Below are 15,004 nucleotides of genomic sequence, written 5' to 3' on the forward strand. Positions count from 1 at the left end.
TAGCGGTGCTGCCGCCACGCCAGCGTCTTGTTCCACACCAGGCGTACGCAGCCGAACGTGCGATTCAGCACCGCAGCCTGTTCGGGAGTGGGGTAAACCCGCACCCTTGTACGCCGTACGCACGATCGCATTCTGCCGCAGCACAGAAAGATCCGTAAGCGAAAGAGAGAAGGTAGGGTCATGTGCGCTTTGCGCCCTCGGGTGCCATTCCCTTTGGACGGGCCCGAGTAGGCGAGGGCCCTGAAGGTCGGGCAGTTGGATGTCCCCCACAGGGGAGGGGACGATCTCACGAGTTGCCTCAGACCACAGAAGAGTCCAGCCTCGGCCAATCAGCTGAACCCATCCGAAAGGCAGCCGTCCAATGAAAGAGCCGCGCGCCCTGACCTTTCGATGCTGGCGCGATGACGGCCTTGTCACACTCTCCGAACTTCTCGCGTCCCTGGGCCAGGTGATCGATGGTTACCGATGGCGACTGGTGACACACGAACTGATCAGCTCCCGCTATCAGGAGATCTTCGAGACCACAGGCGACTCCCTAGTAGGTACGGGTCAGCTCATCGTCCTGCTCGGGAACGATACTCAGCTCGTAGACGGCGAGCTGATCGCTCATGGTGCGGATGGCGCACGTGTCGACCTGGCAGTACGCGCACTGGACAGCACATGGTGGGAGGTGGAGACGGCCATGCAAGAGGTTCTAGACAAACTATTGCTGCTCTATCCGGATGCGGAGGTACTGGCCTCACGACTTCCTTATGAGGGCTGATTCAGGCGGCTCCGCCGCCGAAGAAATCGGCCAGCGCGGGGGCCAGTACGTCGTCGGACACGCCGTGCCACTCGCCTGCCAGGGGCAGGTGACGCCCCTGAGGAAGAGCCGTCGCCACGTCCGCGGCCCAGCCTCGCAGGCGGTCGTCGCTGGACTCGCTGTTGACGACCAGGGCGGGCACCGTGACGAACCGGAGTGTGGCGAGGGAGACGGCCGGGGTTATCCGAGCGTCGTAGGCGAGCGTGTGTGCGATGCCCTCCAACATCGGGAAGAAGGGGGCCTGCCGCATCCCCGCGACCATCTCGGCGGGTACGCCGATGCCTTTGTGGAAGTGCTCGACCGCGTCGGCCCGGCGACCGGCGGCGACGAGTTCGTCGATCTCGGCTGCGAGGTCGCCTTCCAGTGGCGGCTGGTCGAGGGCGATCGGTGGTTCGAGGAGCGAGAGCATCGAGATCGGCAGCCCAGCCGCCGCTCCGAGCAGGGCCAGGGCCGCCCCGGAGGAGAACCCGTGGACGAACGCGGGCCCTCCGCCCGCCGTGATCACGGCCGCAAGGTCCTCTACTTCTCGTTCCACCGCGTACGGCAGCGTGTCGCCGCTCTCGCCACGCCCGCGCCTGTCGTAGGTCACCACCGTGAACCTGTCGGCGAGGCGTTCCGCGAGTGAACCCATGGGCCCGAACCCGCGGAACCCACCTGCCGCGTCGACCAGTACGAGCGTGGGCCCCGATCCCACCTGTTCGAACCCGATCTTCGTGCCGTCGCGTGACGTCGCCGTGGCCATGGCGATCCCTTCGTTCGGCGACCTCCGACGCTACAGAACGCCACCGACAAGCCCGCGAGATCGGACACACGTAGGCGACACCCTTGAGGACGGGGTGGTGACGACCCATGGTGCGCAAGTCACGTTCGGGCCCGGTGTTGCAACAGATCGCCGTAGATCAGGGTGAGCCGGGCGCGCAGGGTGATGCGGCGCGGCGCCGTCTCCGCGTTGCCGATAGCGTTTGCAGGGTGGACATCGATGACGCGCACCTCTTCCAACCGGGCGATGCCGCAACCCTCGTCGGCGGCGGCGTCGTCCTGGTGCTGCTTCTACTGCCCACCGTTGTCTGGCTCGCCACGGTGCTGCTGCGCCGCCGCGGTTAGCCCAGACGTCCCTATCCCGGTCAGCACGGCCGATATGGGATCCGGCGATGCCCGGCGTGCTGCGGCTGCCCTCGGGCCGGCTCGTCCGCGGGCGGGGGCTCAGGCGACCCTGCCGAACGACGAGGCGGTCGCGTACGTCCGGAAGCACTACGTGGCACGCGCCGTGGAGACCCCCTGGCAGCGCCGCTTCGTCGCCCGCTTCCACTAGCGAGCCCCTCGCTGGAGCGGCGCGCGCCGCTCCCCCACCGCGGACGCGGGCCAGAAAGCGGACGGCCCCGTCGCGGACGCGGGCTAGAAAGCGGACGGCCCCGTCGAGGTCATCGCCGGGCCGGGGAACTCAGCACGAGCGCCAGGTACCCGCCGATGGCGCAGAGCCCGAAGGCGCTGGAGACGAGCCACGGCAACGGCGGCCACTCCAGGATGCGCGGCATGGTGATCGAGGCTCCGAATATCGCCATGAGTATCTGCGCCCATCCGAACCGGACCGCCCCGACCCGTGCGTTACGCCTGCCAAGAAATCGAGGTATGCGTCGGGTCGTCAGAATGTACCCGGCGAGCCCCACGCTTCCGCAGGACAAGGCGAGAGCGATGTACGCCACCGCCATGGAGGCGGTGTGCAAACTCATGTGAGCACTGTTTCAACACGGGTCACGAGGAAATTCTGGTGATTTCTCGTGCGGAAATCAATGGACCAAGGTCGCGCGGGCTCCGCCGGCGCTCTGGTTTCGGGTGTCAGTGCCGTCCGGCACACTGGCCCGCATGACGATCACCCCCCAACCTCTGGCGGCCACCCCGGCCCTAGCCGCGAGACGTCATCGTTTTGCGGCTTTCCTCATCGACAGTCTCATCTTTTACGTGGCGGCCTTACCGGTGTCGATGGTCTACGGTTCCGAGGAATCCGACACGTCGGGTCTGATGGGTTTACTCAACCCCTACGCAGGCGATGCGCAGTGGCCGCTCACGGTCGCGGTGGACGTCCTGTTCGCCGTCTACTTCTGGTTACAGCACGCGCTGTGGGGTCAGACGCTCGGCAAGCGACTGTGCCGCCTGAAGGTGGTGTCCAGCACGACTGGAGAGCCGCCGGGCCTGCGCCTTGCGGGTGTTCGCGCGCTCGTCCACCCCGCCCTGGGGGTGGTTCCCTATCTCGGGGTGGCGCTCAGCCTGATCGACGCGCTGTGGATCTTCGGCGACTCGAAACGCCGATGCCTGCATGACGTGGTGGCCGGAACCGTCGTGGTCGATCTCGACGGCCCCGGTTGGAGGGGGTTCCTGGTCGGCCTGGGCGCCCTCGTCGCGCTGTTCACCACCGTCGTGCTCGTCTCCGTGCTGGTCGCGCGGTAGCCGTGCTCAGTCCTGGTGCGTGATCTGGAAGTCAGGCAGCTCGATCGAGCCGGCGGGCAGGAGGAAGGCGCCGATCCGGAGCGTTCGCATCCTGCTCTTCACGCGCTCGCCTCCTCGTCCGGGGAGCAGCATAGGGGCGGGCCGTTCGCGACGGCACCCGTGCGGTGAAATCGGTCTGGGCTTAATCTGGGTTTTGTCGGCTCTGTCTTGGTGGTGTGGTACCGCCCGGGCCTGAGCTGGTGGAGTTCTCATGACTGTGATGGCGTCGAACACGTGCGGGCTGCCGGCGGCGGCCGGTCCTGTGGCTCACCGTCCCGGACGACGCGGGGGCCTCCCATGACTCGAACGGCGGAGATGCCGAGGACCGATCCGCTGACGGACGTGTCCAGTTTCGTCGGGCGCAGGCACGAGGTGGCCGCGGCCAGGAAAGTGCTGTCCCGGTCGCGGTTGCTGACCCTGACCGGCACGGGCGGCGTCGGCAAGAGCCGGCTGGCGCTCCGGCTCGCGGAAACCCTCCGCGGCACCTTCAGGGACGGCGTGGAGATCGTCGAGCTGGCCGCCCTGGAGGAAGGCGACCTGCTGGAGCCGACCGTCGCCGCGGCGCTGGGCCTGCGCGGCGCGGGCTCCGAGCCGATGGCGCTGCTCGTGAACTACCTGTCGGACAAGCGGATGCTGCTCGTCCTGGACAACTGCGAGCACCTGCTGGAAGAGTGCGCCGACTTCGTGGACCGGCTGCTGCGGCGCTCCCCTCAGCTGCGGATCCTGGCGACCAGCAGGCAGACGCTGGGGGTGTACGGCGAGCAGGTGCTGGCGGTCCCGTCGCTGCCGGTGCCGGAGCCCGGCCTCCCCGTCCGTGACATCGCCAGGCACGACGCCGTGCGCCTGTTCGTGGAGCGGGCGGCGGGCGTGTGTCCCGGCTTCTGCCTGGAAAGGGGCAACGCGGCGTGTGTCGCGCGGCTGGCCCAGCGTCTGGACGGGCTCCCGCTGGCGATCGAGCTGGCCGCGGCGCGGCTGCGCACGGTGCCGCTGGAACAGCTGATGCGCGAGTTGGACGAGCGCTTGGAGGTGCTGGAGGCCGGACACCGTGCCGCGTACCCCCGTCATCAGACGCTGCGCGCGACCATGGAGTGGAGCTTCCGCCTGTGCTCACCGGCGGAGCAGCGGCTGTGGGCGCGGCTGTCGATGTTCGCCTGCGGGGCCGACCTGGGCGCCTGCGAGGCGGTGTGCTCCGGCGAGGGGATCGACCAGATCGAGGTGATCGACCTGGTGACCGGGCTGGTGGACAAGTCCGTCCTGATCGGTGAGCGGCGCGAGGACGGGCTCAGGTATCGCATGCTGGAGAGCATCCGCGAGTACGGTGGCGCGCAGCTGGCGGCCCGCGAGGAGCGGGAGCTGCACCAGCGCTACATCGACCACTACCGGCGGCTGGTGGACCGGAACCGGATCGTCGAGATCGTCCCCGACCAGCTGGAGCGTTACCAGCTCATGCAGCGCGAGCTGCCCAACGTGCGCGTCGCGCTGGAGCTGTGCCTGAGTGACAGGCGCCTGGCTCGCGCGGGCCTGGAGACCGCGTCGGCGATGTGGTCTTTCTGGCTGCTGTCCGGTTCGCTCACCGAGGGCCGGTACTGGCTGGAGCGTGGCCTGGAGCAGGTACGGGAGGCGAGCGCGAGGCGCGCGAGGGCGCTGTGGGTGTACTCCATGCTCGCCCTCCGCCAGGGCGACGTGGAGGCGGCGACGCCGAGGCTGGAGGAGTGTCACGCCATCGTCCGGCAGACGGACGACCAGGTCGCCCTGCCGTTCGCCATCCGGACGTCGGGTGTGGCCGCGTTCTCCACCGGCGACCCTGAGCGCGGCTTCGCGCTCCTGGAGCAGTCACTCGCTCTCCACCGGGCCGCCGGCGACATCGGCGGCGTCATGTTCAACCTCTACTACTCGGCCGCGTACGGCTCGGTCGGTCACCCGGACCTGGCCGCGGCGTACGGCGAGGAGCTTCTGGCGCTGTGCGATGTTCATCACGCGCTGGTGACGCGCGGGTACGCCCAGCTGGCGCTCGGCATCGCGCTGTGGAACCTGGGCCAGTGCCGCCGGGCCGAGGCGCTGGTGCAGGAGGCCGCCGCGTTCACGGGCGAGGTCAACGACCGATGGTGCCTCACGCAGTGCTTGGAGGTGCTGGCGTGGACCGCCGGCGACCGTGGGGACCATGAGCGGGCCGCCACGCTGCTGGGCGCGGCGCACATGCTGTGGCAGTCGGCGGACGCTTCGCCGACCCGGCTGTCGTACCACGCGGTGTGGCACGAGCGCTGCGTGGAGCAGGCCCGCCGCGCGCTGGGGAACCGGGCGTTCGCGGCGGCGTTCCGGGAGGGGGCGAAGCTGGGCCCGGTACGCGTGGTCGCGCAGGCCTCAACAGGGCAGGCCTCAGTAGGGCAGGCGGCGCCCTGACGGGGTCCGCAGGTCCTGGTCGGTGCTCTTGGTAGGGGTTTTGCGAGGTTTACTGAGCTGTATCCGGCGCATTGTTGAACAATTCCTGTCGGGTACGGGGGTCAGCAGTGCGCGGGAAGTTCGAACCAGACGGTCTTTCCCTCGGACGTCGGCTCGCTGCCCCAGCAGCACGCCAGCAGATCCAGCACGGCCATGCCGCGGCCGTGCTCGTCGTCCAGGTCGGCGTGGTCGACATGCGGCGGCGTGGGGTCGGCGTCCGAGACCTCGCAGCGCAGCAGGCCGTCGGTGGCGGACAGGGTCAGCCGGTACGGCCCGCGCGCGTGGCTCAGCGCGTTGGTGACCAGCTCACTGATCAGCAGCTCAGCGGCCTCGACCCGGTCGTCGAGCCCCCAGGCGGCCAGCCGGGAGCGGGTGATGCGCCGGGCGCGGGGCACTGAGGAGGCCCTGTCGGCGAAGGACCAGGAGGACACCTGCTCGTCGGGCTCCTCCCAGGGCGCGTTGAAGCGCTGGAAGCCGGTCTTGAGCCGGTCCCAGAACTCGTAGCCGGAGAATGCCTTGTCCCGCCGGTCGCTCCGGCGGGCGACGTCCTGAACCAGGACGGCGGATGCGGAGTAAGAGTTCATGCTGCTCGTCCGTAATGATCGCGGTGGGCGGCGATGGTGCGTCCGTCAGGCAGGAGCTCGCCGGTGTCCTCGAAGACCACCACGCCGTTGCAGAGCAGCCCCCACCCCTGTTCCGGGTGGAAGGCCACCAGGCTGGCGGCGTCGCGGTCGGAGGCGTACGCGGGTGGGCACTGAGGCTGGTGCCTGCACATCGTCTCGCTCCCTCGAGTCCTCGCGGTTCCTTGCTGACGTACTCCAGCATGCGTGTGGGGGTGCCGACCAGGGGAGGGGATAAACGCCCGTATGGGTACCCATTCCTACCTACGTAGGTAGTCCGTTGACCTACGTATGACCTGGTCAGAAAGCCCATCAGGCTCGGCGGAAGCGGATGGGTTAGCCTGAAAATGCCATGGGGGCCATGACACGACGGCATGCGGGGAACCTGCCAGTCGAGTTGACGAGTTTCGTGGGGCGCCGGCAAGAGTTGACCGAGGCCAAGCGCCTGCTTGCTGCTGGCCGGATGGTGACGCTGACCGGGGTCGGCGGCGTGGGCAAGACCCGGCTGGCGCTGCGGGTCGCCACGGAGATGTCCAGGTCCTTCCCCGACGGCGTGTGGCTGGTCGACCTGGCCCCGCTGGCGGCCGGAGAGCTGCTCGCGGAGACGGTCGCGGAGACGATCGACTGCCACCGGCCGGACCTTGCGGCCCTCTGCGACCACCTGCGGGACGAGCAGACGCTCCTGGTGCTCGACAACTGCGAGCACCTGCTGCCCGAGTGCGCCGTACTGGCCGGCAAGCTCCTCGGCGCGGCGCCCGAGCTGCGCATCCTGGCGACCAGCCGGCAGCCCCTGCACGTCGCGGGCGAGCACCTCCTCGACGTGCCGCCGCTGACGGTGCCGGAGGAGGACGAGATCGCGCTCACGGGCGCCGAAGCATACAACGAGGCGGTGAACCTGTTCGCGGACCGGGTGGCGGCCGTCGTGCCGGGTTTCACGGTCGACGCCGACAACAGCCTGGCGGTGGCGCGGCTGTGCCGGCGGCTCGACGGCATTCCGCTGGCCATCGAGCTCGCGGCGGTGCGCATGCGGGCCCTGTCGGTGGAGCAGATCCTCGACCGGCTGAACGACCGGTTCCGGCTGTTGACCAAGGGAAGCGCGGCCGCGATGCCGCGCCAGCGGACGCTGCGTGCGCTGGTCGACTGGAGTTATGACCTGTGCTCGCCCGCGGAGCGGACGCTGTGGCAACGACTGTCGGTCTTCTCCGGCGGCTGCGCCCTGGAAGCGGCGGAGCTGGTGTGCTCGGGTGACGGCATCGACCCGCTGGACGTCTTCGAAGGGCTCTCGGACCTGGTCGACAAGTCGATCCTGCTGCGGAAGGACCAGGACGTCGACGTCCGCTACGAGATGCTGGAGACGCTGCGCCAGTACGGGGACGAGAAGCTCGTCGAATCCGGCCGGCGGACCGCGCTCCGGCTGCGGCATCGCGACTGGTGCCGCGACCTGGCCGCCAGGGCCGAGGCCGAGTGGTTCGGCCGGCACCAGATGGACTGGCTCGTCCGGCTGCACCAGGAGCAGGCCAACGTGCGGGCCGCCCTGGAGTTCAGCCTGGCGGAACCGGGCGAGGCGTGGGCCGCCCTGGAGATCGCCGCCGCGATGTGGAGCCACCGGCTCTCGTGGACGTCCCCGAGCGAGGGCCGCCACTGGCTGGATCGGGCGCTGGCGATGGCGCCCGAGGCGAGCGCCAGGCGGGCCAAGGCCCTGTGGGTCGACGCGTGGCTCGTCCTGCTGGGAGGCGACTGCGTCGCCGCGAAACCACTCCTGGACGAGTGCCACGAGCTGGCGGAACGGCTCGACGACCCGGCCCAGCTCGCCGGCGCGATCCACATCACCGGCTTCGCCGCACTGATCGCGGGGAACTTCGAACGCGCGTTCACCCTCCTGGAGGAGGCGCTGGCCAGGCGCCGCGCGCTCGACAACCAGGGCCAGGCCTGGGTCGCGCTCTTCCAGCTGGCCATGGCCGCCGTCTTCATGGGCAGCCCGCGATCCGCGGCGCTCTGCGGGGACGTCCTGGACACGTCCCGGCGTGAGAACGCGGAGTGGTCCGTCTCGTACGCGCTGTGGATCGCGGCCCTCGACCGGTGGCGGCGGGGCGATCCGGAAACGGCGATCGCCATGATCCGCGACGCCCTACGCACCAAGCTGCGCTCCCACGACCACCTGGGCATCGCGCAGTGCCTGGAGGGGCTCGCCTGGGTCCTGGCCGACGAGAAGAACGACGAGCGGGCCGCCCAGCTGCTGGGGTCCGCGCACACGGTGTGGCGGTCGATCGGCACGTCCCTGTCGGGGCTCGGCCATCTGGCCGGCTTCCACGACCGGTGCGAGGCCCACCTGCGGCAGAACCTCGGAGACGAGGAGTTCGCCGCGGCCTTCCAGCGCGGCTCGGAGCTCCCGCTCGACCATGCGGTCGCGTACGCGCTGGAGGAGGGGACGGCGGCCGGCACCGAGGAGTTCCAGCCGGAATCGGACGTCGCGTCCCTCCTGACCACCAGGGAGCGCGAGATCGCCGAGCTGGTCGCGCAGGGGATGAGCAACAGGGAGATCGCGGAGACCCTGGTGATCGCCCAGCGCACCGCCGAAGGCCATGTGGAGAACATCCTGCGCAAGCTGAGCTTCAGCTCGCGCTCGCAGATCGTCTCGGCCTGGAGCGGCGCCGGACGAGCCGATGGCCGAGCCCCGCGGAGGGGCCCGTGAACGCGCCTGTCCCGCTTGTCCATATCCACGGGGTGGGCAAGCGATTCGGCGGCACCACCGCGTTGGAAGGGGTCGATCTCGACCTCCGCCGCGGCGGCATCCTCGCACTGCTCGGGCAGAACGGCGCCGGCAAGTCCACCCTGATCAAGATCCTGGCCGGCGTCCTCCAGGCCGACCAGGGCGAGGTGGCGGTGGCCGGCCACCCGCTGGGCAGCCGGGCCGCCTCGCGCCGCATGTCGTTCATCCACCAGGACCTCGGCCTCGTCGACTGGATGACCGTCGCGGAGAACGTCGCCCTCGGCACCGGCTACCAGCGGCGCGGCGGCCTCATCTCCTGGCGGCGGGTGCGCGAGCGCTGCGAGCGGGCGCTCGAACCGCTCGCCGTCCGCCTCGACCCCGACGGGCGGGTCGCCGACCTCACGCGGGCCGAGCGGTCGCTCGTCGCCATCGCCCGGGCGCTGGCCTGCGACGCCGAGGTGATCGTCCTCGACGAGCCGACCGCGAGCCTGCCCGCCGCCGACTGCGCCCGCCTGTTCTACGTGCTGCGCGCGCTGCGTGACCGGGGGCACGGGATCGTGTACGTGAGCCACCGCCTCGACGAGGTGCGCGAGATCGCCGACAGCGTCGCGGTGCTGCGCGACGGGCGGCTCGTCAGCCTGGGGCCCCTCACCGGAGGCCGCGCCGCCCGCCTCGTGCGCGACATCGTCGGGCGCGAGCCGGTGGTCCACCGGCGCCCGGTACGCGCCCCGGGGCGGGTCGTGCTGAGCCTGGCGGGGGTGCGCACCTGGCAGGCCGGTCCGGTGGACCTCGACCTGCGGGCCGGCGAGGCCGTCGGTCTCGTCGGCCTCACCGGTGCCGGGCACGTGGACCTCGGACGCGCGCTGGCGGGCGCGCACCCCGTCCTCGCCGGCCGGATGCTGCTCGACGGGCGGCCCTACCACCCGAGGACGGTGTCGGCGGCCGTGGACGCGGGCGTCGGCCTGGTGCCGAGCGACCGGCAGGAGGAGGGCGCCGCCCCCGATCTCAACGTCCGGGAGAACCTCCTGGCGAACCCCAGGACACGCGGCTTGTCGCCGCTGAGCTGGATCCGGCCGAGCGGGGAACGCGCGGAGGCGGCGGCGCTCGTCGCGCGCTTCGGAGTCCGTCCTCCTGACACCGAGGCCACGTTCGCCGGCCTGTCGGGCGGGAACCAGCAGAAGGTCATGATCGGCCGCTGGCTAGGGGCGGACCGGCACGTGCTCATCCTGGAGGAGCCGACGGCCGGCGTCGACGTCGGCGCCAAACCGGAGATCTACCGGCTCCTCGACGACGCCCTGGCGGGCGGCCTGGCAGCCGTCCTCGTCTCCGCCGACTTCGAGGAGGTCGTGAACGTGTGCGACCGCGCCCTCGTCCTCACGCGGGGGACGGTGACCGCCGAACTGGCCGGAGCCGCCCTCACCGCCGGCGGCCTCGCCCGCGCCGTCACCGGGACGAGCCGCTGATGGCCACAGGGCTCCCGCGCCGGCGGCGGCACACCGCGGGCCGGCTCATCGGCGACTACGGGCTGCTGGCCCTGGCCGCCGTCCTGGTCGTCGTGTTCTCGCTCGTCCTGCCCGGCACCTTCCCCACGCTGGACAACCTGCGGCTGATCCTGGCGACCCATTCGATCATCGCGGTCCTCGCGCTGGGCGCGATGATCCCCATCGCCACGGGGAAGTTCGACCTGTCCATCGGGTACGGCCTCGGGCTCGGGCACGTCATGACGCTGGAGCTCATCGTCGTCGCCGGCTGGCCGTGGCCGCTGGCCTGCGCCGGCGTGGTCGCGGGCGGGGCGCTCGCCGGGGTGGTCAACGGCCTGCTCGTCGAGTTCGCGCGGATCGACTCGTTCATCGCCACCCTCGGCACCGGCAGCGTCATGTACGCCCTCACGGGCTGGGTGACCAAGGGCGCCCGGATCGTCCCCGGCCCTGGGGGCCTTCCGGCGGGCTTCACCGGCCTGTCGGACTCGATGATCCTTGGCCTGCCCGCGCCCGCCTGCTACGTCCTCGCGCTCGCCGGGGTGCTCTGGGTGGTGCTCGAACGCCTTCCCCTCGGCCGCTACCTCTACGTCATCGGCTCGAACCCGCGCGCCGCCGACCTGATCGGCATCCCGACCCGCCGGTACGTCGGCTACGCCTTCGTGGGCTCGGGGCTGGTCACCGGCTTCGCGGGGGTGCTGCTGGCCGCGCAGCAGCAGATCGGCAACCCGAGCGTCGGGCTCGACTACCTGCTGCCGGCGTTCGTCGCCGCGCTGCTCGGCTCCACCGCGATCAGGCCCGGCCGGGCCAACCCACTCGGCACCGTCGTCGCGGTCGCCATCCTCGCGATCGGGCTGTCGGGCCTCGGCCAGCTGGGGGCGGACTTCTGGGTGACTCCGCTGTTCAACGGCCTCACCCTGCTCGTCGCGGTCGGGCTCGTCGGCTACTCGGCGCGGCGTCGGCTGCGCGCCGGCCCTCCCCGCCGAGAGCCGGAACCTTCCGGCGACGCCGCGAGGGGGGACGCGTGACTCCCGCCCGCTTCTCGCGCGCCGCGGCGACCCTGGCCGTCGCCGCCGCGCTGGCCTGTGGCTGCTCGCGGTCGCCCGTCCTGGTGGCGGGCCGGGCGGCGAGCCCGTGCCCCGGCGTCCTGGACGCGGCGAAGCGGGCCGTCGCGCATGCCGAGCGGGCCGTGGCCTGGGCCGGTCCCACGACCGGGCCGCGGGCGGTGTCCGGCAAGCGCATCGTGTTCGTCGCGGAGACCATGACCAACCCCGGTGTCGCCGGCACGGCCAACGGCGTGCAGGAGGCCGCACGGTCCGTCGGCTGGAACGTCCGGGTGATCGACGGCCAGGGCACGCCCGCCGGGATCCGGGCGGCCTTCGGCCAGGCCCTCGCCCTGCGTCCGTCGGGCATCGTCCTCGCCGGGTTCGACCCGGAGTCCACGGCCCAGCAGGTCGAGCAGGCCAACGACGCGCGCATCCCGCTCGTCGGCTGGCACGCGACCAGGACGCCGGGGCCGAGCCCGAGACTGTTCACCAACGTCACCACCCGGGTGGAGGACGTCGCGCGGATCAGCGCGTACTGGATCATCGCCGAGTCCGGCGGGAACGCCGGGGTCGTCCTCTTCACCGACTCGTCGGTCCCCTTCGCGGAGAACAAGTCACAATTGATCAAGAGGACCCTGGCGAGCTGCTCCGGCGTCAAGCTGCTCTCGTACCAGAACATCCCGATTCCGGACGCGGGCAGCCGCACACCGGACGCCGTCTCCTCGCTCCTGTCGCGCTTCGGCGACCGGTGGACCCACTCGGCCGCCATCAACGACCTGTACTTCGCCGACGCCGCCCCGGCTCTGCGCGCGGCGGGCAGGCAGGGCGGCGGGGCGCCCTTCTCGATCGGCGCCGGTGACGGCGACCCGTCGGCGTTCGAGCGCGTCAGGGATCGGCAGTTCCAGGCGGCGACCGTCCCCGAGCCGCTGGGCGCGCAGGGCAGCCAGATCGTGGACGAGTTCAACCGCGCGTTCGCCGCCCGGCCCCCGAGCGGCTACGTCCCGCCGGTGCACCTGACCACGGTCGCGAACGTGGACGACACCAGGTCATGGGACCCTCCCGGCTACCGTGCCGCCTACATGCGGATCTGGCGACCCGGCGGGTAGCGGCCGGGATGTTGACCTCGCGCCGGGACGTCGGCATCGTGGGGCGGGTGACCAGCGATGAGAACCGGGACGGTGTCTCGCTGACCAATCTCGACCAGCCGCTGTTCGACGGGGCGAACGCGACGAAGCGGGATCTGGTCGACTACCTTGACGCCGTCCGTGACCGCATCATCCCGGCCCTGAGCGGCCGGGCGCTGTCGGTGATCCGCGTCCGGCCGGGCCAGGCGCCGTTCATGCAGAAGAACGTCCCCAAATACGCCCCTTCCTGGGTGCGGACGGTCTCCGTCTGGGCGGAGGCCTCGCGCCGCCAGGTGTCGTACGCCCTGTGCGACGACCGCCGGACCCTGCTCTGGTTCGCCAACCAGCGAGCCGTCGAGTACCACCCGGCGCTGGTCCGCGGAGACCATCCCACGCATCTCATCCTCGACCTCGACCCTCCGGAGGGGGGCGCTTTCCCGCAGGTCGTCCAGGCCGCCCACCTGGTCCGCCAGGCCCTCGACGACGCCGGGCTGTCCGGCGCGGTCAAGACCAGCGGGGCGAAGGGCGTCCACGTGTTCGTGCCGGTGGTGGCCGGAATCGCGATGGACGACCTGGCCGCCGCCACCCGCGCCCTGGCCGCGCGCGCCGAGCGCGTCGACCCGGTGATCGCCACCACCGCGTTCATCCGCGAGGACCGCGACGGCAAGGTGTTCCTCGACTCGACCCGGGCGGGCGGGGCGACGGTGGCCGCCGCCTACAGCCCCCGCATCCGGCCGGACGCCCCGGTCTCCTTCCCGGTGGCCTGGGAGGATCTCGACCGGGTCGTGCCGTCCGACTTCACCATCCGCACCGCGCCCCGGCTGCTGGCCGACGGCGACCCCTGGGCGGAGCTGATGCCCGAACCGCAGCAGCTGCCGGCCGACCTGATCGAGGAAGGGCACACGATCCCGATCGCCCGAGTCCAGGCCATGCACGAGGGCAAACGCCGCGCCCGCGCCCGCCGCGACGAATAGCCGCCGGACGAGCGTCAGCGACGCGCCGGCCTGCCGGCAGCCCACGTCGTCAGCGCCATGAGGGTGGCGGTCGCGCCGCCGCAGAGCATGACGGCCGAGGTGGAGGAGGCGTCCACCACGACGCCACCGAGGAGCGCCCCCAAGGAGAGGGTCGCCTGGAAGGACGAGGTGAACAGCGTCGTGGCGGCCTCCTGGGCGTGGGGCGCCGATCGGGAGAACCAGGTCTGGGAGCACACCGGGACGGCGCCGTAGCCGATCCCCCAGACGACGAGCAGCCCGATCGCGCCCGCGTCCCAGTCTCCGACCAGCGGAAGCAGCAGGGTAGCGGCGGCGATCATGGCTGCGCTGGTCGTGAGGGTGGCGCGGAGGCTGCGGGAGATCGTCCAGCCCGCGACGAAGTTGCCGACGATGCCGGCGGCGCCGTACGCCAGCAGCAGGACGCTGACCAGGCCGGGGTCCACGTGGGTGACGTGCTGGAGAAACGGGGTGACGTAGGTGTACGTCCCGAAGTGGGCGAGGACGATGAGGAAGGTCACGAGGAGCGCCACCCGGACGCCGGTGCGACGGAGCAGTTCGCCGAACACGCGCGGGCGAAGCGGCTCCTCGGGAGGCAGCGGCGGCAACAGCGCGACCAGTGCGACCAGCGCCACGACGGTCAGGATGCCGACGGCGGCGAACGCCGACCGCCAGCCGGCCAGATGCCCGATCAGGGTGCCGGCGGGCACTCCGAGGACGGAGCCCAGCGGGACGGCGGAGAAGATCACCGCCGTCGCCCTGCCGGCCGACTTCTCCCCCACCAGCCGTACGGCGAGACTGGCCCCGATGGACCAGAAGCCGCCGATGGTCAGCCCGACCAGGATCCTGGCGACCAGCATGACCCAGTAGGCCGGGGCGACGGCGGCGAGGAGGTCGGCCAGTGCCAGCAGGGCCATCAGGGCGCACAGGGCGAGGCGGCGGTCGAGCCGCCCGGCCGCGACGGTGACGAGCGGAGCCGCGATCGCGGCCACGATTCCCGGCAGCGTCATCATCCAGCCCGCCGTGCCGTCGGAGATCTGGAAATCGGATCCGATGGAGGTCAGCAGGCCTATCGGCATGATCTCGGCGGTGACTATCGAGAATATTCCCGTCATCACCGAGACGACGGCGAGCCAGTTTATCAGCGCTGATCGACGCGGCGATTCTTCGGTGCCGGCGGAAATGGTGGTTATAGGCATGGCTTCCGTCTCAGAATGGTCATTCTCATTGCTGTGGAAGAGCCAAGCATTCGCCGGTTACCGCGGTCTGGCAGCTTTCGGACCATAATGGCCGTTCCGGGCACCTGGCTGCG

At 71.0% G+C, this 15,004-nt stretch carries 16 protein-coding genes and 1 pseudogene; 11 read left to right on the forward strand and 6 right to left on the reverse strand.

The window, feature by feature from the left end:
- Window positions 1–123: pseudogene (locus ABT294_RS06385) on the reverse strand (helix-turn-helix domain-containing protein); the annotation flags it as partial.
- Window positions 124–361: 238 nt separating this feature from the next.
- Between ABT294_RS06385 and ABT294_RS06390 the strand changes: the two are divergent.
- On the forward strand, window positions 362–763 hold the full coding sequence (locus tag ABT294_RS06390) for a hypothetical protein (RefSeq protein ID WP_350803977.1): 402 nt from the start codon (window positions 362–364) through the stop codon (window positions 761–763).
- A 1-nt stretch (window position 764) separates the two neighbouring features.
- Here ABT294_RS06390 and ABT294_RS06395 read toward each other — a convergent pair whose 3' ends face one another.
- Window positions 765–1,544, reverse strand: a complete 780-nt coding sequence (locus ABT294_RS06395; RefSeq protein WP_350803979.1) for an alpha/beta fold hydrolase — start codon at window positions 1,542–1,544, stop codon at window positions 765–767.
- A 107-nt stretch (window positions 1,545–1,651) separates the two neighbouring features.
- Here ABT294_RS06395 and ABT294_RS06400 point away from each other — a divergent pair, with 107 nt between their 5' ends.
- Together ABT294_RS06400 and ABT294_RS50815 are read left to right on the forward strand one after the other, a co-directional pair.
- Window positions 1,652–1,906: a hypothetical protein gene (locus ABT294_RS06400; RefSeq protein WP_350803980.1), complete on the forward strand. Its 255-nt coding sequence runs from the start codon at window positions 1,652–1,654 to the stop codon at window positions 1,904–1,906.
- 34 nt (window positions 1,907–1,940) lie between these two features.
- The gene (locus ABT294_RS50815) at window positions 1,941–2,114 is read left to right on the forward strand and encodes a hypothetical protein (protein ID WP_502911973.1); all 174 of its coding nucleotides are present in this window, start codon (window positions 1,941–1,943) and stop codon (window positions 2,112–2,114) included.
- Between the two features lie 109 nt (window positions 2,115–2,223).
- Here the strand turns inward: ABT294_RS50815 and ABT294_RS06410 are convergent, their stop codons facing one another.
- Window positions 2,224–2,364 (reverse strand): hypothetical protein, encoded by a 141-nt coding sequence (locus ABT294_RS06410; protein ID WP_350803981.1) that lies wholly within the window; start codon window positions 2,362–2,364, stop codon window positions 2,224–2,226.
- A 301-nt stretch (window positions 2,365–2,665) separates the two neighbouring features.
- On the opposite strand from ABT294_RS06410, the gene ABT294_RS06415 reads away from it, so the two are divergent.
- Together ABT294_RS06415 and ABT294_RS06420 are read left to right on the forward strand one after the other, a co-directional pair.
- Window positions 2,666–3,247 (forward strand): RDD family protein, encoded by a 582-nt coding sequence (locus ABT294_RS06415; protein WP_350803983.1) that lies wholly within the window; start codon window positions 2,666–2,668, stop codon window positions 3,245–3,247.
- 336 nt (window positions 3,248–3,583) lie between these two features.
- Entirely contained in the window at window positions 3,584–5,686 is a 2,103-nt protein-coding gene (locus tag ABT294_RS06420; RefSeq protein WP_350803985.1) for an ATP-binding protein, read from the forward strand.
- A 101-nt stretch (window positions 5,687–5,787) separates the two neighbouring features.
- On the opposite strand, the gene ABT294_RS06425 is transcribed toward ABT294_RS06420, so the two are convergent.
- Together ABT294_RS06425 and ABT294_RS06430 are read right to left on the reverse strand one after the other, a co-directional pair.
- Window positions 5,788–6,309: an ATP-binding protein gene (locus tag ABT294_RS06425; protein ID WP_350803986.1), complete on the reverse strand. Its 522-nt coding sequence runs from the start codon at window positions 6,307–6,309 to the stop codon at window positions 5,788–5,790.
- On the reverse strand, window positions 6,306–6,500 hold the full coding sequence (locus tag ABT294_RS06430) for a DUF5999 family protein (protein ID WP_350803987.1): 195 nt from the start codon (window positions 6,498–6,500) through the stop codon (window positions 6,306–6,308). The genes ABT294_RS06425 and ABT294_RS06430 overlap by 4 nt, the downstream gene beginning before the upstream one ends.
- A 206-nt stretch (window positions 6,501–6,706) precedes the next feature.
- Between ABT294_RS06430 and ABT294_RS06435 the strand changes: the two genes are divergently transcribed.
- From ABT294_RS06435 to ABT294_RS06455, 5 genes are read left to right on the forward strand one after another with little or no spacing between them, the layout of a single operon-like run.
- Window positions 6,707–9,037 carry an ATP-binding protein gene (locus tag ABT294_RS06435; RefSeq protein ID WP_350803988.1) on the forward strand — a complete coding sequence of 777 codons (2,331 nt, stop codon included), beginning with the start codon at window positions 6,707–6,709 and terminating at the stop codon, window positions 9,035–9,037.
- On the forward strand, window positions 9,034–10,518 hold the full coding sequence (locus ABT294_RS06440; RefSeq protein ID WP_350803989.1) for a sugar ABC transporter ATP-binding protein: 1,485 nt from the start codon (window positions 9,034–9,036) through the stop codon (window positions 10,516–10,518). The genes ABT294_RS06435 and ABT294_RS06440 overlap by 4 nt, the downstream gene beginning before the upstream one ends.
- The gene (locus ABT294_RS06445; RefSeq protein ID WP_350803990.1) at window positions 10,518–11,561 is read left to right on the forward strand and encodes an ABC transporter permease; all 1,044 of its coding nucleotides are present in this window, start codon (window positions 10,518–10,520) and stop codon (window positions 11,559–11,561) included. The genes ABT294_RS06440 and ABT294_RS06445 overlap by 1 nt, the downstream gene beginning before the upstream one ends.
- Window positions 11,558–12,685 (forward strand): substrate-binding domain-containing protein, encoded by a 1,128-nt coding sequence (locus tag ABT294_RS06450; protein ID WP_350803991.1) that lies wholly within the window; start codon window positions 11,558–11,560, stop codon window positions 12,683–12,685. The genes ABT294_RS06445 and ABT294_RS06450 overlap by 4 nt, the downstream gene beginning before the upstream one ends.
- Window positions 12,686–12,732: 47 nt before the next feature.
- The gene (locus ABT294_RS06455; RefSeq protein ID WP_350803993.1) at window positions 12,733–13,677 is read left to right on the forward strand and encodes a DNA polymerase domain-containing protein; all 945 of its coding nucleotides are present in this window, start codon (window positions 12,733–12,735) and stop codon (window positions 13,675–13,677) included.
- 14 nt (window positions 13,678–13,691) lie between these two features.
- On the opposite strand, the gene ABT294_RS06460 is transcribed toward ABT294_RS06455, so the two are convergent.
- Window positions 13,692–14,771 (reverse strand): MFS transporter, encoded by a 1,080-nt coding sequence (locus ABT294_RS06460; RefSeq protein WP_350803994.1) that lies wholly within the window; start codon window positions 14,769–14,771, stop codon window positions 13,692–13,694.
- Between the two features lie 10 nt (window positions 14,772–14,781).
- Here ABT294_RS06460 and ABT294_RS06465 point away from each other — a divergent pair, with 10 nt between their 5' ends.
- Window positions 14,782–14,979, forward strand: a complete 198-nt coding sequence (locus ABT294_RS06465; RefSeq protein WP_350803995.1) for a hypothetical protein — start codon at window positions 14,782–14,784, stop codon at window positions 14,977–14,979.
- The last annotated feature ends 25 nt before the right edge of the window (window positions 14,980–15,004 follow it).

Source organism: Nonomuraea sp. NPDC000554 (assembly GCF_040300065.1).
Lineage (GTDB): Bacteria > Actinomycetota > Actinomycetes > Streptosporangiales > Streptosporangiaceae > Nonomuraea.

Coding starts and splice junctions, on each gene's coding strand:
- ABT294_RS06390 (WP_350803977.1), top strand. CDS start 362: ATGAAAGAGCCGCGCGCCCTGACCTTTCGATGCTGGCGCGATGACGGC.
- ABT294_RS06395 (WP_350803979.1), bottom strand. CDS start 1,544: ATGGCCACGGCGACGTCACGCGACGGCACGAAGATCGGGTTCGAACAG.
- ABT294_RS06400 (WP_350803980.1), top strand. CDS start 1,652: ATGGTGCGCAAGTCACGTTCGGGCCCGGTGTTGCAACAGATCGCCGTA.
- ABT294_RS50815 (WP_502911973.1), top strand. CDS start 1,941: ATGGGATCCGGCGATGCCCGGCGTGCTGCGGCTGCCCTCGGGCCGGCT.
- ABT294_RS06410 (WP_350803981.1), bottom strand. CDS start 2,364: ATGGCGATATTCGGAGCCTCGATCACCATGCCGCGCATCCTGGAGTGG.
- ABT294_RS06415 (WP_350803983.1), top strand. CDS start 2,666: ATGACGATCACCCCCCAACCTCTGGCGGCCACCCCGGCCCTAGCCGCG.
- ABT294_RS06420 (WP_350803985.1), top strand. CDS start 3,584: ATGACTCGAACGGCGGAGATGCCGAGGACCGATCCGCTGACGGACGTG.
- ABT294_RS06425 (WP_350803986.1), bottom strand. CDS start 6,309: ATGAACTCTTACTCCGCATCCGCCGTCCTGGTTCAGGACGTCGCCCGC.
- ABT294_RS06430 (WP_350803987.1), bottom strand. CDS start 6,500: ATGTGCAGGCACCAGCCTCAGTGCCCACCCGCGTACGCCTCCGACCGC.
- ABT294_RS06435 (WP_350803988.1), top strand. CDS start 6,707: ATGACACGACGGCATGCGGGGAACCTGCCAGTCGAGTTGACGAGTTTC.
- ABT294_RS06445 (WP_350803990.1), top strand. CDS start 10,518: ATGGCCACAGGGCTCCCGCGCCGGCGGCGGCACACCGCGGGCCGGCTC.
- ABT294_RS06460 (WP_350803994.1), bottom strand. CDS start 14,771: ATGCCGATAGGCCTGCTGACCTCCATCGGATCCGATTTCCAGATCTCC.